This window comes from Pseudomonas sp. TE3910, from assembly GCF_056279025.1.
This window is the reverse complement of sequence record NZ_JBWBQN010000001.1, coordinates 3,057,823-3,082,232: the sequence shown is the minus strand read 5'-3', so window position 1 is coordinate 3,082,232 and position 24,410 is coordinate 3,057,823. Positions and strand designations below refer to the sequence as shown.

The following is a 24,410-nucleotide window of genomic DNA, read 5'->3' as shown; positions in this document are numbered from 1 at the left end:
CCCCATGCCGCTTACTACCCTTATCCACCGATCCAGCTTACCGCGCCCGGATGTCAGCGAATCACAGGCCCTGCAGTTGCTGCAGGAACATTATGGGCTTACCGGCACGTTACAGTCGCTGGGCAGTCAACAAGACCTGAATTTTCGCCTCGACAGCCCTCAGGGTCGTTACGTGTTGAAGATCTGCCACGGTGATTATTCACCGGTCGAGCTTCAGGCCCAGCATGCCGCCCTGGGTTACCTGCGCGAGCGCTGGTTGCCGGTGCCTGGCGTGGTGCCGGCGCGTTCCGGTGAGCACCTGTTGGCACTGAGCCTGAATGGCCAGCCCCTGCGTGCCCGCCTGCTTGAGTACATCGAAGGCCAGTCGCTCACCCGCCTCAAGCGCCTGGAGCCACGGCTGATGGCTGAGCTGGGCGAGTTCTGTGCGCGCATCGACCATGCCTTGGCCGACTTCAGCCACCCAGGCCTGGAACGTACCCTGCAGTGGGACCCTCGGCATGCCCCGGCGCTGATCGAACATCTATTGCCGGTACTCGTCGAAGGGCCGCGCAAGGCGCGCGTGCAGGCGGCGGCCACGGAGGCCTGGCAGTACCTGGCCCCGCTGATCGAACACCTGCCGCAGCAGGCCGTGCACCTGGACATCACCGACGACAACACCGTGTGGCAGCGCGATGCCCAGCGCCACTGGCAGTTGCAGGGGGTGATCGACTTTGGCGACTTGCTGCATACCTGGCGGATTGCCGACCTCTCGGTGACTTGCGCGGCGCTGCTGCACCACGCCGAAGGCGACCCGTTGCGTATCCTGCCGGCCATTCAGGCGTATCAGGTCGTCAACCCGCTGACTGAAGCCGAGCTCAAGGCCCTGTGGCCGATGATCGTGGCCCGTGCTGCCGTGCTGGTGTTGAGCGGAGAGCAGCAGGTCAGCGTCGATCCGGGCAATGCCTACAGCCGGGACAACCTGGCCCACGAGTGGGAAATCTTCGAGGTCGCAACCAGCGTGCCGTTCGCCTTGATGGAAACGGCGATCCTGCAGGCTGCGGGTCATGACCTGGCCCCGCTGGGGTTGGTCAACACCACGCTGTTAATGCCCAGCCTGAACGGCCAGCCTGTCGCCCGCGTCGACCTCGGGGTACTCAGCGAACATTTCCAGGCCGGTAACTGGCAGCAGCCGGGCATCGACCAGCAGCTGCTGCGCGCCCAGAGCGGGCTGGCCTGCTCGCTGCACGGCCAATACCGGTTGTCGCGTACCCATATCGATAACCCGCAGGAACCCGAAACCTGCGCCTTGCATGTCGAGCTGCAGGTTCCCTCGGGTACGGCCCTGCAGGCGCCGTTTGCCGGTGTCTGGCACGCGGTGGCGGGCGGTGGTTGCCTGCAGGGTGAGCAGGTCAGCCTGTGGTTGTGGGGCGTGGTCGATGCCCCGGCCGATGGCCTGGCGCTCAAGCAGGGCGAGCCGCTGGGGCAGAGCAGTGTCGGCCTGATGCTGCAACTGTGCCGCGTACCGGGGTTGTGCCCGCCACTGTTCGCCACGCCTTCACGTGCGCAGGCCTGGCTGGCGCTATGCCCCTCGCCGCAGCCATTGCTCGGGTTTGCCTGCGACGCTGAACCACTGGCCGATGCCCAGGCACTGCTTGAGCGGCGTGATGCCAGTTTCGCCCGTTCGCAGAAGCACTATTACCAGCAGCCACCGCAGATCGAGCGTGGCTGGCGCAACTACCTGATCGACATGCAGGGCCGCTCCTACCTGGACATGCTCAACAACGTTGCGGTGCTCGGTCATGGTCACCCGCGGATGGTCGCCGAGTCGGCGCGGCAATGGTCGTTGCTCAATACCAACTCACGCTTCCACTACGCGGCCATTGCCGAGTTCTCCGAGCGCCTGCTGGAACTGGCGCCCGAAGGCATGGACCGGGTGTTTCTGGTCAACAGCGGCACCGAAGCCAACGACCTGGCGATTCGCCTGGCCTGGGCCTACAGCGGTGGCCGCGACATGCTCAGCGTATTGGAGGCCTACCACGGCTGGTCGGTGGCCACCGATGCGATTTCCACCTCCATTGCCGACAACCCGCAAGCCCTGACCACCCGTCCAGACTGGGTACATCCGGTGATGGCGCCGAACACCTACCGTGGTGCCTACCGTGGCGCTGAGAGCACCGCCGACTATGTTCGTGATGTCGATGCCACCCTCGACCGCCTGACCGCGCAGAAGCGCCAGGTGGCTGGTTTCATCTGTGAGCCGGTGTACGGCAATGCCGGCGGTATCGCCTTGCCGCCGGGTTACCTGCAACAGGTCTACGGCAAGGTTAGGGCCTTGGGCGGGGCCTGTATCGCCGACGAGGTGCAGGTTGGCTATGGCCGTCTTGGCGATTATTTCTGGGGCTTTGAGCAACAGGGCGTGGTGCCGGACATCATCACCATGGCCAAGGGCATGGGTAACGGCCACCCACTGGGCGCGGTCATCACCCGTCGGGAAATCGCCGAAGCACTGGAGGCCGAGGGCTACTTCTTCTCGTCTGCTGGCGGCAGCCCGGTCAGTTGCCGGATCGGCATGGCCGTGCTCGATGTCATGGGCGAAGAAGGCCTGTGGGACAACGCGCGTACCGTCGGCGGGCACTTCAAGGCGCGGTTGCAGGCATTGGTCGATAAACATCCGCTTGTGGGCGCCGTGCACGGTTCCGGTTTCTACCTGGGCCTGGAACTGGTGCGCGACCGCAGCACACTGGAGCCGGCCACCGAAGAAACCGCGGCGCTGTGCGAGCGCTTGCGCGAACTGGGGATCTTCATGCAGCCAACCGGTGACTACCTGAACATCCTCAAGATCAAACCGCCGATGTGCACCACCCGTGAAAGCGTCGATTTCTTCGTCGACAGCGTGGCGAAGGTGTTGGCAGAAGACCTCTAAACCCGCATTGGGGCTGCACTGCAGCCCATCGCAGGCAAGCCTGCTCCTCCAAGGGGGGCAGGTTTTTCTACAATGTGATCAACATGGAAAACACAGATTTAAATCGATTGTTATCGATTTAAATGGCGACTCTCACCCTTTTATTTTGATTTATCGCCTTCCAAAGCCGATTTTTATCGGATATAAAGTCCTCATTACTTGCCCAGCAACCCTTCGAGGACGTTTTCATGAGCCGCATCGTTACCGTCGCCGCCACCCAGATGGCCTGTTCCTGGGATCGCGACGCCAACATCGCCACCGCCGAGAAACTGGTGCGCGAAGCCGCCGCCAAGGGCGCGCAGATCATCCTGATCCAGGAACTGTTCGAGACCCCGTACTTCTGCCAGAAGCCCAACGCCGACTACCTGCAACTGGCGACCCCGGTTGAAACCAACGCCGCTATCGTCCATTTCCAGAAACTGGCCAAGGAACTGCAAGTGGTGCTGCCGATCAGCTTCTACGAGCTGGCCGGGCGGGCGCGTTTCAACAGCATTGCGATCATCGATGCCGATGGCCACAACCTGGGCATCTACCGCAAGAGCCATATCCCGGATGGCCCGGGCTATCACGAAAAGTACTACTTCAACCCGGGTGATACCGGCTTCAAGGTCTGGAACACCCGTTATGCCAAGATCGGCGTCGGTATCTGCTGGGACCAGTGGTTCCCGGAGTGCGCACGCAGCATGGCCCTGCAAGGCGCGGAAATTCTGTTCTACCCGACCGCCATTGGCAGCGAACCGCATGACGCCAGCATCACCTCGCGTGATCACTGGCAGCGCGTGCAGCAAGGCCATGCCGGCGCCAACCTGATGCCGCTGGTCGCCAGCAACCGTATCGGCAAGGAAGAGCAGGACGGCTACGACATCACGTTCTACGGCTCGTCGTTCATCGCCAACCCGTTTGGCGAAAAGGTTGAAGAACTGAATGAAACCGAAGAAGGCGTGCTGGTGCATACTTTCGACCTGGACAAGCTGGAGCATGTGCGCAGCGCCTGGGGCACCTTCCGTGACCGTCGGCCGGACCTGTACGGTACGCTGAAGACCCTCGACGGTTCGCTGGAATCCTGATCACCCATTTATCGTGCCGCAGGCCCGTTCTGCGGCAGTTCTTGCAAAGGTTCAACTATGACAACCCTGACCACTACCCCACGCGCCGATGGCTTTCACATGCCTGCCGAGTGGGCGCCACAATCGCAGGTCTGGATGGTGTGGCCGGAGCGCCCGGACAACTGGCGGCTGGGCGGCAAGCCAGCGCAGGCCGCGCATGTTGCCGTGGCCAAGGCCATTGCCCGCTTCGAGCCGGTGACCGTCGGCGTGTCGGCCGCCCAGTACGAACATGCCTGTGCCCGCCTGCTGGACACCCCGAACATCCGCGTGGTGGAAATCAGCAATGACGATGCCTGGGTGCGTGACACTGGCCCGACCTTTGTGATCAACGACACGGGTGAAGTCCGCGGCGTCGATTGGGGCTTCAATGCCTGGGGTGGTTTTGAGGGCGGCCTGTACGCACCGTGGAACCGTGATGAACAAGTGGCTGGCAAGATCCTGCAGATCGAGCGCTGCCCACGCTACCAGACCGAAGGCTTCGTGCTGGAAGGTGGCTCGATTCACGTCGACGGCGAAGGCACGCTGATCACCACAGAAGAATGCCTGCTCAATCACAACCGCAACCCGCACCTGAACCGTGAGCAAATAGAGGCGATCCTGCGCGATCACCTGGCGGTGGAGACCATCGTCTGGCTGCCTGATGGCCTGTATAACGACGAAACCGATGGGCACGTGGACAACTTTTGCTGTTACGTGCGCCCTGGTGAAGTGTTACTGGCCTGGACCGATGATTCCAACGACCCCAACTTTGCACGTTGCCGTGCGGCGCTTGAGGTGTTGGAGCGTCAGCGCGATGCCAAAGGGCGCACCTTTGTGGTGCATAAAATGCCGATCCCCGGGCCGCTGTACGCGACCGAGGAAGAATGTGCGGGTGTCGATCCGGTCGCCGGTAGCCAGGAGCGTAACCCGTCGGTTCGCCTTGCCGGCTCCTATGTCAACTTCCTGATCGTCAATGGTGCGATCATCGCGCCAAGCTTCGACGACCCGGCAGATGCCGAGGCTAGAGCGATTTTGCAGACGTTGTTCGCGGATCGTGAGGTAGTCATGGTGCCAGGTCGTGAGCTGTTGCTCGGTGGCGGCAACATCCATTGCCTGACCCAACAGCAGCCAGCACCGGTCAAACGCTGAAGCATTTAAGTAAAAAGGCCCGTCGCACGACGGGCTTTTTTTTGCGCGTCATTCGACGATCGGAGCTCGATCTGGCACAGCTCTTGTATTCGTTTTGCATTGTATTTCAAGCGGATAGAGCACGCAGTTCTGTCACAAAGTTAACGTAGGTTAGTGGCTCACGACCCTGGGGAGTACGTGTCGATATGAATGTAGTCAGTGAGCCAGCTTCAGGCCTGTCCATCGTTAATAACGAATCGATCAAGGCACTGGCACAGTGGTTGAAAAACAATGCAAATAATCGAGTCAGGAAGACCGATCCGCGACGTCGGTTGTTGGTTGAGCGGTACCCGGTGGGTTTGATCAGTGAAGCAGAGCTCGATGCGCTGCTCGGGGTCTGGCACCACTGACTGAGCGATCGCCGGCAAGGTCTGCCTTGCCGGCGATGCGTTTTCTCCTGTCCTGCTCTTCGTGTCCCCCCGCAGTGCTGCATGCCCCGCCATTGTCAAAATTGCACGATCGACCGCTGATCCGTGCTGTTCACGAATTTTTGACACACAGAACTGCTGACCGCTAGGATTCGGCCCTCGCCTGTAGGCCCATTCACCTTGTACCCAGAATAGATGGCCCGCTGTGCCTATGCGCAGGGGGCTTTTTTGTTTTCAGACCCGCGAGCGTCAACCCACGCAGGGGGCGTGGTTCCTGGTGCCGGTCGCAGCGCGTCTTTGTTTTTGTGATAAGGAAAATAAAATGTTGAAAACCAGGATCAGCCTGATCGCTCTGGGTTTGTTGTCCGCGACTCAGGCCATGGCCAATGACCAGGCCAATGCCAAAGGTTTCGTAGAAGACAGCAGCATGAATGTGCTGCTGCGTAACGCTTATATCAACCGTGACAAGAAACATGGCAAGAACGACCAGATCGAATGGGGTCAGGGCGTCATTGGCAACTTCTCCTCTGGTTTTACCCAAGGTACCGTCGGCGTCGGTGTTGATGCCTTTGGCCTCTACGCCGTGCGCCTGGACGGTGGTAAAGGACACAACGGTGGTGCTGGGGTCGACTTCTTCAAACCGAGCGACGGCGCCCAAACCAATTCCCCGCACAACCTCGCCCGTGGTGGTGCTGCGGTCAAGTTCCGCGTCTCCAACACCGTACTGAAGTACGGCGACCAGATGCCGACACTGCCTGTGCTGCAATACGACGATTCGCGTCTGTTGCCAGAAAGCTTCACCGGTACCCTGGTCACCTCCAAGGAGATCGAAGGCCTGGAGCTGAACGCGGGTCGCTTCACTCAGGAAGCGCGCAAGAGCGCTGAAGGTCGTGACAGTGGTGGCCTGAAGTCGATCAACGTCTTTGGTGGTAGCTACAAGTTCACCGACAACCTGTCGGCTTCCCTGTACGGCTCCGACGTCGAAGACGTCATGAAGAAGCAGTACCTGGGTATCAACTACGTGATGCCGATCGCCGCCGAGCGCTCCCTGACCCTGGACTTCAACGGCTACAAGTCGAAGATGGACCGTGACTTTGTCAAAGACGCTGGTTTGACTGGCCGTGACAACACCATCTGGAGCCTGGCCGCGACCTATGCCTTTGGTCCGCACTCGATCACCCTGGCACACCAGCGCAGCACCGGTGACACCGGCTACAACTACGGCGGTTACCAGAGTGAAGGTTGGGTGGGTGACGGTGGCTCTACCATCTACCTGGCCAACTCGTACTGGTCCGACTTCAACGCCGAAGACGAGCGTTCCTGGCAGTTGGGCTACGGCCTGGACTTCGGCGCCTTCGGCGTACCGGGCCTGACCTACAAAGTGGCCTACGTGCGTGGTGACAACATCAACACTCACGGTTACGGTGAAGGTAAAGAGCGCGAACTCTTCAACCAGTTGAAGTACGTGGTTCAGGAAGGCCCTGCCAAGGACCTGTCGGTCAAGCTGCGCAGCTCGTTCCTGCGTACCTCTACCAGTGTTCAACAAAACACTTACAACGACGACGGCAACGAAGTCCGCGTATTTGTCGAGTACCCGATCAGCATCTTCTGATTGGCGTCTCCCACAACCCCGGCCTAGGCCGGGGTTGTTTCTCTGCGGTTCCGGGCTGCCCGGATCTCCACCACCTCGCCGGTGTCTGCGGCGAAGCTGTCACTGCGGGCCATCCGCCACATCCGCGCATAAAAATCGCTTTCAATCGAGCCACTGAGCAATTCGCCAGGCTTGAGGAACACGTGCAACTGCGAAAACAGGCGTACTTCGCTAGGGCTGATGCGTCGCGCCAGGTGCTTGGGCTTGAGCTCTTCAGGGTGCTCCAGGCCTGCGGCAGCGAGCATTTCGGCCAGCGCGTGCAGCGTGTTGCGGTGGAAGCTGTACACCCGTTCGGCTTTTTCCGGCACCACCAGCGCCCGCTGGCGTAGTGGGTCTTGGGTAGCAACCCCGGTCGGGCACTTGTTGGTGTGGCAGCTTTGCGACTGAATGCAGCCGATGGCGAACATGAAACCGCGTGCCGAGTTGACCCAGTCGGCACCGATGGCCAGCACACTGGCAATGTCGAAGGCACTGACAATCTTGCCGGCGGCACCGATGCGAATCTTGTCGCGCAGGTTCAGGCCCACCAGTGTGTTGTGTACGAACATCAGGCCTTCACGCATCGGCACGCCGATGTTGTCGCTGAACTCCCGTGGTGCTGCACCGGTGCCGCCTTCCTTGCCGTCGACGACAATGAAGTCCGGGAGAATGCCGGTGGCCAGCATGGCCTTGGCGATCCCCATGAACTCCCAGGGATGGCCCAGGCAGAACTTGAAGCCGACCGGTTTGCCACCGGACAGTTCGCGCAGTTGGCCAATGAACTGCAGCAACTCCACCGGGCTGCGGAACGCAGTGTGAGCAGCAGGGGAGACGCAGTCTTCACCCACGTTCACGCCGCGTGTTTCGGCGATTTCAGCGCTGACCTTGTGCCCGGGCAGAATCCCGCCGTGGCCCGGCTTCGCACCCTGGCTGAGCTTGACCTCGATCATCTTCACCTGAGCCGAGCTGGCCTGTTCGGCGAAGCGCTCAGGGTCGAAATGGCCGTCGGCGGTGCGGCAACCAAAGTAGCCGCTGCCAATTTCCCAGATCAGGTCACCGCCGTGCTCACGGTGATAGGGGCTGATGCTGCCCTCGCCAGTGTCATGGGCAAAGCGGCCGAGCTTGGCGCCCTTGTTCAGCGCGCCGATGGCGTTGGCGCTGAGTGCACCAAAGCTCATCGCGGAAATGTTGAAGATCGAGGCCGAGTAAGGCTGGTGGCACTGCGGCCCGCCGATGGCCACGCGGAATGATGCCGGGTCGGGGGTTTCCACCGGCAGCATCGAGTGGCTGATGAACTCGAAACCCGGCTTGTACACATCGTTCAGCGTACCGAAGGCTTTCTCGGCGCTCTCGTTCTTGGCCCGTGCGTACACCAGCGAGCGCTGGGCCCGGGAGAACGGCAGCTTGTCGTCGTCGCCTTCAAGCAGGTACTGGCGAATTTCCGGGCGGATGGTTTCGATCAGGTAACGGATATTGCCCAGGATCGGGTAGTTGCGTCGCACCGCGTGATGGCTCTGGCGCAGGTCATTGAGGCCAACCAGGCTGAGCAGGGCGGTGATCAACGTCAGGGGCCAGAGGCCCGCGTGGGCAGAGAGAAAAGGCAGGCTTGCGACAGTGAAAAGCAGACAGCCTGCCAGGCAGGCATAACGGCTGTAGAGCGACGGTTTCATGGATCTTCCGCTGATGAGTACGTCTTGCCTAGGATAGGGAAAGCGCTTCGGGAGAAAACCTGCGATTTCAGTAAAACACTTTTAAGGGGCAGGGGCTTGCAAGCGGCCAGCCGTCATGGGCGTTGGCGCAGGCAAGCCGGTTTACCCCCTTACTGAACCGGGGCGATGGCGAAACCCAAACGGTTTTCCTCAAGGTAGACAAGTGCTTCCTGGCCAAGCAGCTCCACGGGCCGCGCCGAAACCGCCTCATGCTCAGGGACGATCTTGGACAACACCTTGTTGACCAGGTCCACCCGCCAGACACAGGCCATGGCACCGCTGTTGTCGAAGTACAACACGGCCCGGCGCTCGCTCCAGGTTGGGTTCACCAGGCTCCAGTCGGTGGCGTCGTTGGCCATCACGCGCTCGGTCTTGTGGCGGTCAACCCGCTCGTCATACGACAGGGTCAGGTTGCTGTTGTTGCCGTTGATGTCGTCCAGGATACGGGCCTTGGCGAACTGTGCGGTACTGGACGGCACCTGGAACGTCTGCGCGGTCGGCTGTGGTGCCGCACCCGATCCCAAGGTATACGCCATGGCCTGTTGCAGGCCTTTGTCTTCTTGCTGGCGATAATAGAACACCCCGTCCACCACCCCGGCGTAGCGCTTGCCCTGATCGTAGAAACCGGTTTTTTCCCAGCCCTTGAAGGCAATGTGGGTGGCGATCGGGTGCCAGCCCGGGCGGGTATCGGTGTATTCGTAAAGGGTGCCGTAGGTCTGGTGGTTGAAGCGCTCGCTGAGGTACATGTTGTCGCGGTCATTGCTGTTGCTGACATAGAGAATGACATGCAGCACACCGTCGACCACGGCGGCGTCGACAATGTGCTTGAAGACGTACGCGGGCGCCTGCGGCAGCTCGGCCAGCACGTAGCGCTGCCACGGCTCATCGTCTACTTGCGTATACACCTGCCCCTCGGGCAGTGGCGACAGCGCATGAACATCGACCCTGGGCAGCGGCTGCGGGGTCAGCCGCTTGATCTGTTGGTCGTAGGCGGCCTCCAGACAACCGATCGTCTGGCACGCGTTGCGCACCTCATACAGCCAGGTGGCCCCCAGTTGGCGGAAAACCTGATGCTTTTTCAGCGGGCGGAACAGGGCATTCAACTGCTCGTCCTTGGCGGACAGCGACGGTGTATTGCAGATGGCCTGTTCCTGCAGGGTGACAGCCTTGCTGCAGTCAAACCCAGCCGCGCTGGCGGTGTGTTGCAGGGCGAAGGCAAGCAGCCCGGCGAGCATTGCGCCAAGGCATAGGAAGCGTTTCATTGCACATCCGTGTGAGTGTGAAGAAGCACGCATGGTACGTCAGCCAGTGGCCCGGGTGAACCAGGCCACGGCCACGCACCGGACGCTAGAAGAACGTCGCCACGGTCAGTTGCAGGTAGGTGTTGGTGTCGTCGTTGCCCAACTGCAACCCGCCTTCGCTGGCACTGCGCTCAGGTTTGTACAGGCCCACCAGCGGGCTGATGATCAGGTGCTCGTTGACCGTCCACTCCAGGTACAGGTCCAGTTCCTGGCCGCTGAGGTTGCCAAGATCGCGGTCGAGGGTGTCGAAGTCGAAGAACAGCGCGCCCAGCGTCAGGTCGTCCCGTGGCGTCGCTTTCAGGCCGACATGATGCACGGCGGTATTGCTGTTGAACGGCCCGGCATAGTTGGCCGCCACTTCACCTTGATACCAGGTGCCGTAGCCACGGCTGAAACCGTAGAACAGCGGGTCGAAGGCCTCGGAGAAGCGGCTGTAGCGGTAGGTGGCCGTAGGTTTCCACGGCACATCGGCGAAGGTCCAGGCGCCCTCCAGGTACCAGGCGTTCTCGCGCCCGCTGTCACGGTCCTGGGTGGCGTACTCGAACGCCAGGTTGAGGTTTTCAACCCCCAGCCCGCCGCTGCCGCGCACGCTGACGGTGTCCATGTCCTTGCGTTCAAGCTGGGCGGCGGTGGCGAAGCGCTCGTTGACGTCCAGCCCGTGAATCCAGGTCAGCCCCAGCGTACCGGCTGCACCCACATGCTCCAGGGTGGCCGCCGCCAGCTCGGTTTCGGCCTGGGCACGGTTGTCTGACTTCAGCCACACCAGATCACTGCGCCAGCCTTGCGTGCCGCCCACATGCACAACCGCGGTCTGGTCGAAGGCTTTGCGCCCGGCCAGGTAATAGGCGCCGCCCCGGTCGAAGTCGGCACCGAGGTCGGCATCGCCGACGTTCACCGAGTCGCCGTTGAGCAGGAAGCCGTCGCCGAGTTTGACCAGTTGGCGGCCGGCGGAAATGTCCACGCCGTCCTCACCAAACAGTGGCAGCAGCGCCCCGGAGCGCCAGCCCAGGTAGGCGTCTTCCACGGCTGTGCGGCGTTCGCTGCCGAGGGTGAAGCCTGCAGCATCACCGTCACCCCAGGTGCCCGAGCTCACCAGGTTGAACTTGCCGTACAGGCTGCCTGCGTCGGCCAGCGTCTGGCTGCCGCTCAGGCCGTACTTGATGTAGCCCTCGCGCCAGGCCGAACTGCCAGCGCTGCGGTTGCCAGCGGTGGCATAGCTTTCTTCGCTGTGCATGATGCCGAACACCGCCTCCAGGTCGGCGTTCAGTACGCTGCCGTCCTGGTTGTACAGCTCGTAGGCTGGCGCTGGCAGGCTGGCAAATACGCCGCTGGCGGCCAGTGCCAGGGCAAGGCGCGTTCGCAGGGGAGTGGACGTTTGCGTGGTCATCGGGGGGGCTGCTCCTATGGTTTTTGTTGTGCAGGCCCGTGCGCAACCGCCATGCCAATGTTCGCCGGGCGCTGTAAGACCATGGAAAACAAGGTGTTTTGCATCAACGCTCAGCCCCCTGCGCAGTGTCTCGGCATCTTGCCGATGCGACAGTCGCTGTCTCAGGCTGTAACAGTGGGGCGTGTGCGTACCTTCGCCTTGGCCGGCCATCACCCCCGTAAATGCTGGCCATCAGGCTGTTTTCAGCGCGCGTTGGCAGGTGGCACGCAATGTGTAATGGCTCTAACAAATACGCCTGCGCAGGCGTGCCAGTCGCCCCCGGCGTAAGGATCACGTGCGATGCTGCTGAACCGTCTGTCCATCCAGTGGAAAATTACCCTGCTCACCGGCCTGTGCCTGCTGACCATCGTCGCGGTGCTGATTGGCATCTCGCTCTACCGCATGAGTGCGAGCACCGAGTTGGTCAAGGCCAGCAGCGCACAGATGCTCGAAACCTCGGCCCGCGAGCGCATGGAAGGCGAGGGCCGGGTACAGGCGCTGACCCTGCAGCGCTTTTTCCTCGCGGCCTACCAGGACGGCGTAAACCTCAGCCGCCAGGTACTGCAGCAACAACGCCAACTGCAGAAAGCCCAGCTTGCCCCTGAAGCCCTGCGCGAGTCGCTGCACCAGCAGGTGAAAGAGGCCTTGCAGGCCAATCCGCAACTGCTCAGCCTGTACCTGGTGTTCGAGCCCAATGCGCTGGATGGCAACGATGCCCGTTTCAGCGGGCAGGGCGCCAGGGGCAGCAACGAGCAGGGGCGCTTCTCCAGCTACTGGGCGCAGCGTAACGGCGAGTTGAGCACCTTGACGGTCAGCGAAGCGCTGATCGCCGACAGCACCACCATGCTCGATGGCACCCCGTTCAACACCTGGTTCAACTGCCCGAAACAGACCCTTAAACCCTGCCTGCTCAACCCCTATTTCGACGACGCCTCGGGGCAGAAGACGCTTATCACCTCGCTGACCTTCCCGGTGATCGACAACGGCAAACTGCTGGCGGTGCTGGGCATGGACATCAGCCTGGCCAACTTGCAGCAACTGGTTGAAGCCAGCAGCCAGCGGCTGTACCAGGGCAAAGGCGCGGTCAGCATCGTCAGCGCCGGCGGGTTGCTCGCCGGGCATAGCCCGGATGTAACCCGGCTGGGCCAGACGCTGAGCCAGGCCTACCCGGAACACGGCAGCGAGCTGCTGGCCCTGCAACGCCAGGGCCAGGCCCACGCGCAGCAACAGGCCGGTCGCTTGCAGGTGCTGGCGCCACTGCAACCCATACCGGACGCGCAGCCCTGGTCTGTGCTGCTTGATGTACCTATGGAGGCCCTGCTGGCCCCGGCGCGAACCCTGCAGCAGGACCTCGACCGCCGCAGCGCCGAAGGCACCTGGCTGGAGCTGCTGTTCGGCCTGCTGGCTGCCGTGGCCGGGCTGTTACTGGTGTGGCTGACCGCACGCGGCGTCACCCGGCCGATCCTGGGTGTCGCCGCCATGCTGCGCGACATCGCCAGCGGCGAGGGCGACCTGACCCGGCGCCTCGCCTACGACAAACACGACGAGTTGGGCGAACTGGCCGGTTGGTTCAACCGCTTCCTCGACAAACTGCGGCCGATCATCGCCGATGTGAAAAGCTCGGTGCAGGACGCACGCGGCACCGCCGACCAGTCTGCCGCCATCGCCAGCCAGACCAGCGCCGGTATGCAACAGCAGTACCGCGAAGTAGACCAGGTGGCTACTGCGTCCCACGAAATGAGCGCCACGGCCCATGATGTTGCCCGCAGCGCCGCCCAGGCCGCAGAAGCTGCACGCGGCGCAGACCAAGCCACCCGCGAAGGCCTCGGCGTGATCAACCAGACCACCCGCGCCATCGACGACCTGGCCCGCGACATGACCCTCGCCATGAGCCAGGTGGAAGGCCTGTCCAGCAGCAGCGAACAGATCGGCTCGGTGCTCGAAGTGATTCGCGGCATCGCCGAACAAACCAACCTGCTGGCGCTCAACGCCGCCATCGAAGCCGCCCGGGCCGGTGAGGCGGGCCGTGGCTTTGCCGTGGTCGCTGACGAAGTACGCAACCTGGCCAGGCGCACTCAGGAGTCAGTGGAAGAGATCCGCCAGGTGATCGAAGGCCTGCAAACCGGCACCCGAGATGTCGTCGCCTCAATGCACAGCAGCCACCAACAGGCCCAGGGCAGCGTTGCCCAGGTCGAACAGGCCGTTACCGCCCTGCGGCGTATTGGCGATGCCGTCACTGTCATCAGCGACATGAACCTGCAGATCGCCAGCGCGGCCGAAGAACAGAGCTCGGTTGCTGAAGAGATCAACCGCAACGTCGCAACCATCCGTGACGTGACCGAGTCACTGTCCGGGCAGGCCGATGAGTCGGCCCAGGTGAGCCAGGCACTGAACCGCCTGGCCAACCAGCAACAAACCCTGATGGATCACTTCAGGGTATAGGCGGCGCTGCCGCGCAATACCCATGGCGTACTCCCGACTTTGCTGCTATCAAGACACCAGCGTGCACGCTAACTAAACTTCTCTGAGCCGTTAACAACGGAATTGCAGGTCTTTAGCTGCTGGGGTCTTAATGAGCAATTCCGAATCGTCGTCCCCTCGCCCTGAGCCCGGTCGAATTCACCGTCGCGTCAAGCTGACCGACCAGGCCGGTTGGGCGCACTGGATGCCGGGGCTGCGTATGCTGCGCGAGTATCAGCTGGCCTGGCTACGCCATGACATCATGGCCGGGCTGGTGCTGACCGCCATGCTGGTGCCGGTGGGCATCGCCTACGCGGTAGCCTCGGGCATCCCCGGGATTTATGGCCTCTACGCCAGCATCGTGCCGCTGCTGGCCTACGCCCTGTTTGGCCCCAGCCGCATCCTCGTGCTCGGCCCCGATTCCTCGCTGGTGGCGGTGATACTGGCGGTGGTGCTGCCCCTGTACGGCGGCGACCCGATGCGTGCCGTTGCCCTCGCCGGCATGATGGCCGTCGTCTCCGGCGCGGTGTGCATCCTGGCCGGGGTGGCCCGCTTGGGCTTCATCACCGAACTGCTCTCCAAACCCATTCGCTACGGCTACATGAACGGCATTGCGCTGACCGTATTGATCAGCCAACAGCCCAAGTTGTTCGGCTTCTCGATTGAATCCGACGGCCCGCTGAGCAACCAGTGGGCGGTGATCATGGGCGTGTTCGAGGGCAACATCCACTGGGCCAGCTTTGCCGTCGGTGCCGCGACGTTGGCGGTTATCCTGCTGTTCAAGGGCAACGGCCGTGTGCCGAGCATCCTTATCGCCGTGGTCGGCGCAACCGTCGCGGTCAGCCTGCTTGGCCTGGCCGAAGGCGCAGGCGTCGAGGTGCTCGGCTCCCTCCCGCAAGGCCTGCCAGCCTTCGCCATCCCGTGGATTACCCGCGACGACATCGTCCCGGTACTGATCGGTGGCTGCGCGGTGGCAATGGTCTCGTTCGCCGACACCAGCGTATTATCGCGGGTGTATGCCGCACGAACCCGCAGCTACGTCGACCCGAACCAGGAAATGGTCGGGCTGGGCATCGCCAACCTGGCCGCCGGGTTCTTCCAGGGCTTCCCGATCAGCAGCAGCTCATCGCGCACACCCGTGGCCGAAGCCGCCGGGGCGAAAACCCAACTGACCGGCGTGGTCGGCGCGCTCACCGTAGCCGGCTTGCTGATGGTCGCCCCCGACCTGCTGAAAAACCTGCCCACCAGCGCCTTGGCCGCGGTGGTGATTGCCTCGGCCATCGGCCTGATCGAAGTCACCGACCTGCGGCGCATCTACCGTATCCAGCGCTGGGAATGCTGGCTGTCTATCGCCTGTACGGTCGGGGTGGTGATGTTCGGTGCCATCCAAGGTATTGGCCTGGCGATCGTGATTGCCGTGATCGAATTCCTCTGGGACGGCTGGCGCCCGTACTCCGCCGTGCTGGGCCGTGCCAAGGGCGTACAGGGCTACCACGACATCAAGCGTTACCCCGAGGCGCGGCAGGTGCCAGGCCTGGTGCTGTTCCGCTGGGACGCCCCGTTGTTCTTTGCCAACGCCGAACAATTCCAGGACCGCGTACTGGATGCCGTGGCCGCCTCGCCAACGCCCGTGCGCTGGTTGGTGGTAGCGGCAGAGCCGGTGACCAGCGTCGACGTCACCTCGGCCGACATGCTGGCCGAACTGATGGGCGCCCTGAACGAAGCGGGTATCGAACTGCGCATCGCCGAAATGAAAGACCCGGTCAAAGACAAACTCAAACGATTCGGCCTGTTCGCGCAACTGGGGGAAGACGCCTTCTTCCCGACCGTGGGCACGGCGGTAAAGCACTACCTCGCCACCCATGCCGTGGCCTGGGACGACTGGGGCTGACCCCTGCCCACAAAATGAAACAGCTGGGCGCTACTGAGCGCGGGTGGTTTTGCGCGAGTATTGCCAGGCTATGGCAGCTGTGCGCATGAGGGCTTTGGCCCTGCCGGGTGCCTACTGTCCCGGTCGACCAACCTGCGCATGGCGGCCACCCTTCGATCTTCGCCTTGCCTCATTGCACCTTGGGCGTTAGGCTTCCTAGGTCGCTGAACATCAGTGATCAGGCTTGGTCGCCTGTCGGAAAAAAATACAAATCAGGTCCCATATACGAATACTGACGAGCTCCTCGTCCGTAACGTAGTTCTATGGCGGCTGTGCGTGGGAGGCATTCGTGCCTGCCGGGTTTGTCTTTTTTCCTGGTCGACCAACCTGCGTACAGCTGCCACCCAACTTGTTTGGTCGCAAGCGGTGACGGCTCAACTAAAAGAAAAAGAGACGTTCGCTATGACAAAAATCGTTCCCGATCCCCCGCAATCCCTTCTTGGCAAAACCGCGACCACCGCATTTGGTTGCTGCGACGCGGGCCATGCACCCTTGTTCACCGTACGCTCCGGCATCGATGCCGAAGACGCGCTGGTCCACGTCTCCCTGCTGCTCCAGGGTATCTACGACACGGCCCAACAGGCCTGTGAACACATCGACGACATCCCCAAAAAAGGCCTGCTATGGTCCACCCTGCACTCCGCAGAAATGGCCAAAGGGCTGGTCGATGCGGTGCTCGATGGCATTGAAACCCAAGCCTTGAACCGCCGGTAACCGATGGCGTTGTCGGCGCTTGAGTTGCCCTTATCAAGCGTCGACATCTGATAGGCGTACTTCAGAAACCGAAGCCTGCACAAGGCCGTTCTGGTTGTTCTGAATCAATTGGCCACCCTCAACATTCGGCGGGCGTTGAACTCGACCCGAAACACGCGGCTACTTCAAGCCATCCCTGGGGGGGAACGGTGTCCTCTCTTTCATGGGGCTCGTTCAATTGGTTACGCTCTGGCCTCCATCAAACACATCTCAAAGGATTGAAAATGAAAAGGAATAAAGAAGCAGTTTTGAAAGTGCTGGCTGCAGTTGAGGCGGAGACCAATGTAGGCGGAATGAGTGGGTTTGATCTCTCCACGTTTTGTGTAGAGGATTGCGACAATGATGAGTTGGAGTCTGCAAAGCTTTTGCTGCTTGATAGCGGCTATTTGGTTGATGATGGCAAGATCAGAATTACCTGGGCCGGCCACTCACTTCTAGAGGAACTGAGGGGCTAATAATGCTATTGGGCCCAATAGCAATGTTTAAAAAGGTCAGCCCAGTGCTGGCCTTTTTTATGGTTCCTCATGGAGGATCGGGAAGATGTTCTTGATCTTCATGCAACAGAGTTCGCAGGCTGAAAGTTTATGTCCGAAACGCTTAGGGCGTCCGCCAAAGCATTTGCGCGCATCTTGGCTTCATGGCGAGAGGTACTGTCCACCTCCGATCCTAGAACCGTTTTTTCGACGATGATTGACTCTACGTCGGTGATGCCAATAAGCCGTAACCACGCTTCCACATAAGGCTTTTGAAAGTCGAAATGTTGAGCGGGTGTCAGCGAAGCGGCAGAGAAATCCATACCTCGGGCATAGACGACAACAGCTTTTTTATTTCTCAACATGCCTTCGAGCCCGGTTTCCGGATTGAAACTAAACAGCACGTCTTTCTGCGATACCACGTCGATGAAGTGCTTTAGCTTGTAGGGAATGCTGAAATTCCACAGCGGCACAGACAGCACGAGCACGTCGGCTTCGTGCAGGTAATTTGCCAATGCCTTCAGTTCATTCCAGGCAACCACCTGAGTCGCAGTCAACTCCAATCCATTCAATCCAGAGTACTTGGCATCCATCACCTCATCAGAAAACTCCGGCAGTGATATCTGCCACAGGTCTAGCGTTGTCACTTCCAGATCGGGATGAGAGCCCAAGAGTCGCGAAATGAAACTCTGGGCGACCTCTATGGACGCTGAGCGATCTTTGCGGGGGGAGCATTCGATATGAAGGAGCTTGGCCATTGCGGTCTCGTGTCGTGGTGGGTGTACGAGGCATTGCAACATATCTTTAAAAGAAATATAAATTGAGAAATTACACGCTATTCATCATGGATTGAGATATGTTTGATCCGCTTCTACTAAAGACTTTTGTTGCCGTAGTTGAAGAGCAAGGTTTTGGTCGCGCTGCAGAAAAACTCCATCTCACCCAACCTGCTGTCAGTGGGCATCTGCGCCGCTTGGAAGAGCAGGTCGGCAAACCTCTGCTCAAGAGGACAACCCGGTCGCAGGAACTGACACTGGAGGGCGACCGTTTGATGCGCCACGCCAGGATCATCCTTGCTCTCAATCGAGAGGCATGGGCTGAAATGACGCGAGCCCCTTTCCAGGGGCGTATCAGGGTGGGGCTTGCGGAAGACCTTGTGGAGACCAGGCTGCTGCGTGAACTGCAGAACCTTGCACTAGGTTACCCAGGTATGGAGATTGAGTTTCAGATCAACATCCCCGGCACACTGGTCGGTTTGATGAAGCAAGGAGAGTTGGATTTAGTGGTCGGGTCTTTGTGTGAGACCGATAGCTCAGGGATCCTGTTGTGGAGCGAACCGCTCATTTGGGCGACCGCTGCGCAGCCACTCACCCCAATCAGCGAGCCGCTCCCGCTGGCACTGTTTCCTGAGCCTTGTGCTTATCGAGAGGCGGCTTTGCTGCATCTTGCACAAGCGGGCATCGCTCAACGCACGTCGATGCTATGCACCAGCACGAATGCCCTGCGCTCGGCTGTGTTGTCCGGAATAGCCATAGCCCCGATGCCGCTAAGCCAGCTGGTTGCGGGAATCTCAGTCCTGAGCGCTGAGTACGGATTGCCACCGTTACCCAATGCCGAATTTCGGTTGTTCTCGGCACCAGATGCAGACCCAGAAATCGTCACAGCGCTTACCAAGGTATTCCTGGAATACTGCTCGGTGCGCCGGCAGTGAGTATCGCTCTTGCTTTAGCTAGTACGAAGCCACCGCATCAGCCTTGATCAACATCCCTTCGGGAGCCGAACGCGATACAGGAATTAATGTACAGACTGGTAGTCGTGTGGTGTGTTGCGATTGCTATCGCAGGCAAGGCTCCTACAGGGATCTGTGCAGGACAGTGCATTTGATCGAATCAGTGTGCATCGCGGGCAAGGCTTCACCGGTTTTGTGGCGGGTAGGGTGAAGGTAGGCGGTTCCAGCTGATCTCTTGCCGTAACGCATAGCCGGGGGCGGCGGCCACTTCCTAGTCGGGTCTAAAACTCTGGCCTCGCGTCGTCCCAGGGCCAAAATTTGTCAGCGTCGGCCAAGTCGCCGTGCTGGCCTGGATGTGAGGTTTTGACAAGCTACCCACCCGGGCCTTCAATCCGGTAAAGGCACGCATGGAAGACAGAGGGCGCCGTCATCGTTTGGGAAAGAAGGCACAGTCCAGATGAATACACCTCGATCATTGCGGAGGTCTTCTATGACCGCGTCCGCCGCAGTCATATCGGAAATGGTGTGAAAACTGTGATGGCTCATCGCCTCTTAGTAGGGGCGCGCGATAGACAACCTTTCCCGAAGGACGGCTAAGCTCTAAACAGCCCCTAAGAAGACAACTGCGAAACTAGGGGCTCTTAGATGATTAGCAAAGTTTGGTTGTTATTTCACTAACGAGCTTAGAGACATCGGTTCTTTCAATGGAGAATGCGGTTTTGTACATTGCTTTTTTAAATGCGTATGAGGTTACGCCAGTTTGATTAGCGAAGTAGGATGCGGCTTTGGAAAGAACTTGCTTCCCATCGCATCGCCTTAATAGATTGGCACTGTCGATTTTTGTATAGGTTTCAAATACTTCCGCGGATTCTTTGGAGAGTAAGTTTTTCAGTTCAGTAAATTCTGAGTCAGTTAAGATGCTTGTAGTTAACTGTTCTTGAATTTTTGTAGCATCTGTCCAAGAAAAACCTTTGTTGCCCCAGATCAGGGAAGAGAATTTTCTTTCGATAACTTGCTGGAATACTAGAGAGAGCTCTTTTTTATAGACAGCGGGGAGAGAGTCGCGAGATATCTCGATGAGCTTGGATTCAATGGTTTTTATATCGAGCTTTTTGCTCTGCTCGCCTGATACATCTAAGAAGCCATCCATGGATGTTTTTATTATTTCCGGGTCTAGAAAGTAGTTTTCAAATTCGTGGCGATCAATTTTAATGAATGAGGCATTGTAGTAATCAGGGTCTATTGCTGAGACTTTGTCGAAAAAGCTGTCAGGCTTATTGTCAGAGTCTACAAGGAAAACAAATTTAGATTCCTGTACATAGTTTTTTAGTTCGGCCAGTCTTTTGAAGGTGTCGATTACTGCGGATGATCCATTGAGTGGTTTTATCTGGATGTTTTGGTCCTGAAGCACATGTTCAAGTGCTTCATGATCCCCATCGCCCTCAACTAAAAGAACTTTGCTGTAGATGGAGCTTAGGCCTAGGTTTCTGAGTTCGGCTTCAGCATCTTCATAAGAAATGGCGGTTACATTGTTGTTTACGATGTAATTTTTGCCAATTAAGAAAAATTTATATATTAAAGACCTTGAGTGGGTGGATACAAGTACCTGGTTTATATTGTGGTCTTTGTATTCGGCTGCGACCCAGTCTAATTTTACTTTTTTTCCACGACCTTCGGTACCTTCCATCCATTTATATATGCCGCCTGTTTCACAAAGTCGGTGGAGAACACTAACGAATTCCAGTAGTAATGATTCGTGGAAATGGTTCTCGGGCTCATCGATGATTAACGTGCTTACGGTTTTAGAAATGCATAAAAAAGTAAGGGTGCTGAGAAGCGCTTTTTCACCCGAGCTGAAGTCTCGAACGTCATAAAGTGGGCGTGCTTTGTCTCTACCCGCTTTACCTAGTAGTACAAACTCTCCTGGCATATGATTGCCGCTGAAATTTCTAAGCTCAACCGTAGGTATTAGATGGGTAAATAATTTTGAAGCAATGTGGTAGTAAAGGAGTCGGTCAGGCTTGCTAGGTATCAATCGATCATGCACATAGTCTTTTACGAGCTGGCTATATATGCCAGAGAACAAGCTCTCGGGATTTAAGATCGCTTCTAAGACTAAGCTGCCCTTGTCATTCCCTTTGATATTGATCTCATCAAATGTGAGGGTGGCCTCGGAAAATCCTTTGCTTGCATCAATATATAGCACTAGGTTGTTAGGGGTTGACAGGTTCCAATATTTTTTTAAAGTCTCTTCGTCACTGTAGGCAATGCTATAGCCTTGCGGGCTTGAAAGATCTTTGGTTAGCTTTATTTCTAAATCGCTGTCTTCTGAATTAAATCTTACATTTATGTATGAGTCTTTTCCGCTTAAATATTTTCTCAGCTCTTGCGAAAAAGAAGTTGATAGCTCTCTATTGTTTAGTAATTTAACGAAATGGGCTTTCTGTACAAGCCATACAGCCTTTAGTAGAGTTGATTTTCCGGCACCGTTCTTCCCTGAAAAAGCACACATTGATATTTCAGCGGGAAGTGATACCGAGGTTGCCTCATCAAATGATTTTACACCCCTAAGTTCAATTGTTGAAACTTTCACACCGATTTCCCTTGCGTAATTGCTGTGAGTGAGGCTTGATATATCTTCCGGTCTAACTCTGCTACCTTGATACCATGGTGCTGGTGTCGCAAGCATGTGTACAATAAGGCATGTTTATATTGCGTGTTTTGTCCGTGTTTCAGGGTGAATTAGTTTAATCGTTTTTTTGCATCATGGCTATATGCCATGTGGTCGGTAGGGAGTTTGAACTGTTCACGCGCATCTGTAACTATAAAGCAGTGAGCTTGATGGTGTTTTCGGGGTGGATGACGGCCAAAGGCAGTCCCTCATGTGATCACTCCGACCGGAGAGTAGCCCAAGCTGCCGTTAGCTATATACTCGAATGTTTACGAGTGGAAGATGATAAGATCAAACGCCTAATCAAGATTCGATGCACTTTTTTACATCAGGTAGTGCAATATAGGCGCGACAGCCCAGAAGTTTTCAGTGCCACGCCTTGGGTAAGTCGAAAGCTTGAGCATTCAAGTGATGTGCTATTTTGCAAGGCCGTGACAACTACAAAAAACACCCGCCCAGACTTAGAGTCTCAGTAGGAAGTGATCAGGGATGACACGTTTAGTTGAAGAAAAAGCAAAGCTTTACTTGTTAACCGAATTCAGCCACCCTAGATTTAGTTTTCGCGAGAAGGGACTACTTGATAATGGTTTTGACTTGTGGCCAGACAAGCCAGGCCGTCCCCCGAAAAAGTCGAACTGAAAGCCACTGACGCTGTATATCAAAGGCTTAATAGTATTTTCGAGCGTTTGGTTTTTAATGCCGAAATTGAAAAACAATTATTTGAAAGTGGGGAGCCTGTTATCGCACGGTTGTTTATAGTAACTAATGCCATACTCAATGGCGGTGCGCAACTTGCGACTGAGGCAAGATGTGTTGTCCGAGGCGGAATTAATTATATAAACTCAATAGTGGAGTTCGCGGGTGTTAACTCGTTAGAGGTCCTTTTATAAGGGGTAAGAGGCTATTAGGTTCGACTGCTGCAGATGCGCCTTTAAAAGTCAAATGCTCGTTCAGAGATTAAACCCCCATTTTTGTGCAACCTAAGAGAAAGCAGCCGCACGGTCAGCAAATAGTAATACCGCGTTGCCGCGTCGCGGGCGATCCGATAAGTATACTGGTCAAGAATAACTCCATATCGAATGGCTTACTCATACCCGCCCTCCAATGTAGGCAGCGACCACATCGATACGACCGTGCTCCAGTTCGTAGCTGATTTGCCTCCGGGACCCATGATCAAGGTTCTTATCTACCTGCCAACAGTGGCCGCTATTGATAGGCGCGCGATGCCGGGTGATTTGCTCCTAGCGCTGCATGCGTATGCCGCTCGTAGCTCATGGAAACCTTTGAGGTTGTGTATGCAGGATATCCCGCGCAGTACGGATGATTTCTTGCAAAAAATTCAAGTAGCTTTCGTGTGGCGCAATCAGGTTGCGGCTACCCATAGGCAACACCTGCCGTGCAAACCCAAGTGCGCCTCGAGCGTGATCATCGACCGAAATCTAGCAGGGTGCCGAGGATCCGGCGCGGCCGCCTTTGGTGCTGTCCTGGATGTTAATCCTGCCTAGTTCGTTAGTCTCACGGCTCAGCCGTGGCAGGTCAGCCAAGATAGCCTCACGCAAGCGCATACCGGTGGCTCGCGCCAACAGAACAATCGCGGCGGCCCGTAGATGATGATGGCGGCAAAGCGCATCGACAATCTGCTTAACCTGTTCGCGGTCTTGGCCCTGCGGCACTGAGTGCCGAACCCCGGTGCGCTGTATGCCCAGCGCCTTGCTTGGGCTTGGCAATTTCACGTACTGATCACCGCAAAGCGCTGCCATGGTCCTGTTAACGCTGGATAGCCGATTTTGTGCGGTGCTGACGGCAAGATCACCGCACCCAACCGCGTCGCGCAGATACATCGCATAATCGGCTAACACCTTCCGATCAATCTGCCGCGCATTATTGATACCAGGCCCCTGTTCGGAGCGGCACCACTTCACGAATGCCTGCCACCGATCACAGTGCGCCTTGACCGTACCGTAATGGCCGCCGAACATGGCTTTCAGCGCTTGCGGCCCTGCGTAGCTCAATTGCCTGCCGTAGCCGAAATTACGACCATCGCGTCTACCCACCAATGCCATGTCGGTCACTTCATCTTTCGCTCTCCGATCCTCGCCCCACGTCATCCCGCCAAGAATGCTGAGTTTTATCAGGGATCAAGGCCCCTGCGGCCTGTGGGGAATGTCCTCTACGCGGGACTGGCGACTCCTTACGACCGGGAATCGCATTCCGGGAGCAAGGGCATCTCATGATCTGGCCTTCTGAGCACCGTTACCGGTGGGCGGGTGGAGGCAGTGCTGGCTGACTAAACCAGCGCCTGAAGATCCTGAGCCGGGTGAACGCCGCAATGCGATGACAGGGGCATGCCTGACTGTCAGTCAGGTGCAGGCCATTCCCTGGTTTGCGGCACCATCATCTGCAGTGCTGTTGCGGGTGACTTTGGTGTTTGTCACGAGGGGAGTTGTCGCACCGTTCATATAAGAGAAGAGGTCGCGACCGCTCTTGAAGTGACCTAGCAAGCCGCTGGATGCCAATCGCTTATGTGGATAACCGCCACGGTATGACAGTTCACTGAACAGGCTGCTGTTTGGGTAGCCTTTTTACTGTGGCGGGGTCTGAGTTGTGTGGTGTGTTGAGATTGCTATCGCGGGCAAGCCCGCTCCTACAGGGTGGACTGCCCCCGAGAAATTGGACACAAATCCAACCCTTGGTGGGCAGTCCAGGGATCTGTGCAGGGCAGTGCATTTGATCGAGTCACTGTGCA

At 58.2% G+C, this 24,410-nt stretch carries 15 protein-coding genes and 2 pseudogenes; 11 read left to right on the top strand and 6 right to left on the bottom strand.

Annotated features, from left to right (window positions below; translation table 11 throughout):
- Window positions 1–4: 4 nt before the first annotated feature.
- From ACZ9H3_RS14105 to ACZ9H3_RS14085, 5 genes are all read left to right on the top strand, one after another.
- On the top strand, window positions 5–2,902 hold the full coding sequence (locus ACZ9H3_RS14105) for an aminotransferase (protein WP_476221181.1): 2,898 nt from the start codon (window positions 5–7) through the stop codon (window positions 2,900–2,902).
- Between the two features lie 227 nt (window positions 2,903–3,129).
- Window positions 3,130–4,008, top strand: a complete 879-nt coding sequence (gene aguB / locus ACZ9H3_RS14100) for an N-carbamoylputrescine amidase (RefSeq protein WP_102053665.1) — start codon at window positions 3,130–3,132, stop codon at window positions 4,006–4,008.
- Window positions 4,009–4,065: 57 nt separating this feature from the next.
- Window positions 4,066–5,175, top strand: coding sequence for an agmatine deiminase (gene aguA / locus ACZ9H3_RS14095; RefSeq protein ID WP_102053666.1), 1,110 nt, complete (start codon window positions 4,066–4,068; stop codon window positions 5,173–5,175).
- Window positions 5,176–5,360: 185 nt separating this feature from the next.
- A complete protein-coding gene (locus tag ACZ9H3_RS14090) occupies window positions 5,361–5,564 on the top strand; it encodes a hypothetical protein (protein WP_065762061.1) in 204 nt (67 codons plus the stop codon).
- Window positions 5,565–5,904: 340 nt separating this feature from the next.
- Window positions 5,905–7,194, top strand: coding sequence for an OprD family porin (locus tag ACZ9H3_RS14085; RefSeq protein ID WP_476221177.1), 1,290 nt, complete (start codon window positions 5,905–5,907; stop codon window positions 7,192–7,194).
- 23 nt (window positions 7,195–7,217) lie between these two features.
- Here ACZ9H3_RS14085 and ACZ9H3_RS14080 read toward each other — a convergent pair whose 3' ends face one another.
- The 3 genes from ACZ9H3_RS14080 to ACZ9H3_RS14070 form a co-directional block, all read right to left on the bottom strand.
- The gene (locus ACZ9H3_RS14080) at window positions 7,218–8,882 is read right to left on the bottom strand and encodes an FMN-binding glutamate synthase family protein (RefSeq protein WP_476221175.1); all 1,665 of its coding nucleotides are present in this window, start codon (window positions 8,880–8,882) and stop codon (window positions 7,218–7,220) included.
- A 149-nt stretch (window positions 8,883–9,031) separates the two neighbouring features.
- Entirely contained in the window at window positions 9,032–10,183 is a 1,152-nt protein-coding gene (locus ACZ9H3_RS14075; protein WP_476221173.1) for a lysozyme inhibitor LprI family protein, read from the bottom strand.
- A gap of 85 nt (window positions 10,184–10,268) precedes the next feature.
- Window positions 10,269–11,609, bottom strand: a complete 1,341-nt coding sequence (locus tag ACZ9H3_RS14070) for an alginate export family protein (protein WP_476221171.1) — start codon at window positions 11,607–11,609, stop codon at window positions 10,269–10,271.
- Between the two features lie 339 nt (window positions 11,610–11,948).
- Here ACZ9H3_RS14070 and ACZ9H3_RS14065 point away from each other — a divergent pair.
- The 5 genes and pseudogenes from ACZ9H3_RS14065 to ACZ9H3_RS14045 all read left to right on the top strand — a co-directional run.
- Window positions 11,949–13,184 (top strand): annotated as a pseudogene (locus ACZ9H3_RS14065) (cache domain-containing protein); the annotation flags it as partial.
- Window positions 13,185–13,334: 150 nt separating this feature from the next.
- Window positions 13,335–14,090 carry a methyl-accepting chemotaxis protein gene (locus tag ACZ9H3_RS14060; protein WP_409277774.1) on the top strand — a complete coding sequence of 252 codons (756 nt, stop codon included), beginning with the start codon at window positions 13,335–13,337 and terminating at the stop codon, window positions 14,088–14,090.
- A 130-nt stretch (window positions 14,091–14,220) separates the two neighbouring features.
- A complete protein-coding gene (locus ACZ9H3_RS14055; RefSeq protein ID WP_476221169.1) occupies window positions 14,221–15,999 on the top strand; it encodes a SulP family inorganic anion transporter in 1,779 nt (592 codons plus the stop codon).
- 441 nt (window positions 16,000–16,440) lie between these two features.
- Window positions 16,441–16,752 (top strand): DUF6124 family protein, encoded by a 312-nt coding sequence (locus ACZ9H3_RS14050; RefSeq protein WP_065761096.1) that lies wholly within the window; start codon window positions 16,441–16,443, stop codon window positions 16,750–16,752.
- 263 nt (window positions 16,753–17,015) lie between these two features.
- Complete coding sequence (locus ACZ9H3_RS14045) at window positions 17,016–17,246, top strand: hypothetical protein (protein ID WP_476221167.1); 231 nt, start codon at window positions 17,016–17,018, stop codon at window positions 17,244–17,246.
- 98 nt (window positions 17,247–17,344) lie between these two features.
- Here ACZ9H3_RS14045 and ACZ9H3_RS14040 read toward each other — a convergent pair whose 3' ends face one another.
- Complete coding sequence (locus tag ACZ9H3_RS14040) at window positions 17,345–18,022, bottom strand: FMN-dependent NADH-azoreductase (RefSeq protein WP_476221165.1); 678 nt, start codon at window positions 18,020–18,022, stop codon at window positions 17,345–17,347.
- 98 nt (window positions 18,023–18,120) lie between these two features.
- On the opposite strand from ACZ9H3_RS14040, the gene ACZ9H3_RS14035 reads away from it, so the two are divergent.
- Entirely contained in the window at window positions 18,121–18,975 is an 855-nt protein-coding gene (locus tag ACZ9H3_RS14035; protein ID WP_476221164.1) for a LysR family transcriptional regulator, read from the top strand.
- Window positions 18,976–19,642: 667 nt separating this feature from the next.
- On the opposite strand, the gene ACZ9H3_RS14030 is transcribed toward ACZ9H3_RS14035, so the two are convergent.
- Together ACZ9H3_RS14030 and ACZ9H3_RS14025 are read right to left on the bottom strand one after the other, a co-directional pair.
- Window positions 19,643–21,586, bottom strand: a complete 1,944-nt coding sequence (locus ACZ9H3_RS14030) for an ATP-dependent nuclease (RefSeq protein ID WP_476221162.1) — start codon at window positions 21,584–21,586, stop codon at window positions 19,643–19,645.
- Between the two features lie 1,166 nt (window positions 21,587–22,752).
- Window positions 22,753–23,727 (bottom strand): annotated as a pseudogene (locus ACZ9H3_RS14025) (integrase domain-containing protein).
- Between the last annotated feature and the right edge of the window lie 683 nt (window positions 23,728–24,410).

What these genes read in the sequence shown, in the direction of transcription:
- ACZ9H3_RS14050 (WP_065761096.1), top strand. Translation starts at nt 16,441, where the DNA reads ATGACAAAAATCGTTCCCGATCCCCCGCAATCCCTTCTTGGCAAAACC.
- ACZ9H3_RS14070 (WP_476221171.1), bottom strand. Translation starts at nt 11,609, where the DNA reads ATGACCACGCAAACGTCCACTCCCCTGCGAACGCGCCTTGCCCTGGCA.
- ACZ9H3_RS14045 (WP_476221167.1), top strand. Translation starts at nt 17,016, where the DNA reads ATGAAAAGGAATAAAGAAGCAGTTTTGAAAGTGCTGGCTGCAGTTGAG.
- aguA (WP_102053666.1), top strand. Translation starts at nt 4,066, where the DNA reads ATGACAACCCTGACCACTACCCCACGCGCCGATGGCTTTCACATGCCT.
- ACZ9H3_RS14060 (WP_409277774.1), top strand. Translation starts at nt 13,335, where the DNA reads ATGCAACAGCAGTACCGCGAAGTAGACCAGGTGGCTACTGCGTCCCAC.
- ACZ9H3_RS14035 (WP_476221164.1), top strand. Translation starts at nt 18,121, where the DNA reads ATGTTTGATCCGCTTCTACTAAAGACTTTTGTTGCCGTAGTTGAAGAG.
- aguB (WP_102053665.1), top strand. Translation starts at nt 3,130, where the DNA reads ATGAGCCGCATCGTTACCGTCGCCGCCACCCAGATGGCCTGTTCCTGG.
- ACZ9H3_RS14085 (WP_476221177.1), top strand. Translation starts at nt 5,905, where the DNA reads ATGTTGAAAACCAGGATCAGCCTGATCGCTCTGGGTTTGTTGTCCGCG.
- ACZ9H3_RS14055 (WP_476221169.1), top strand. Translation starts at nt 14,221, where the DNA reads ATGAGCAATTCCGAATCGTCGTCCCCTCGCCCTGAGCCCGGTCGAATT.
- ACZ9H3_RS14090 (WP_065762061.1), top strand. Translation starts at nt 5,361, where the DNA reads ATGAATGTAGTCAGTGAGCCAGCTTCAGGCCTGTCCATCGTTAATAAC.
- ACZ9H3_RS14075 (WP_476221173.1), bottom strand. Translation starts at nt 10,183, where the DNA reads ATGAAACGCTTCCTATGCCTTGGCGCAATGCTCGCCGGGCTGCTTGCC.
- ACZ9H3_RS14040 (WP_476221165.1), bottom strand. Translation starts at nt 18,022, where the DNA reads ATGGCCAAGCTCCTTCATATCGAATGCTCCCCCCGCAAAGATCGCTCA.
- ACZ9H3_RS14105 (WP_476221181.1), top strand. Translation starts at nt 5, where the DNA reads ATGCCGCTTACTACCCTTATCCACCGATCCAGCTTACCGCGCCCGGAT.
- ACZ9H3_RS14080 (WP_476221175.1), bottom strand. Translation starts at nt 8,882, where the DNA reads ATGAAACCGTCGCTCTACAGCCGTTATGCCTGCCTGGCAGGCTGTCTG.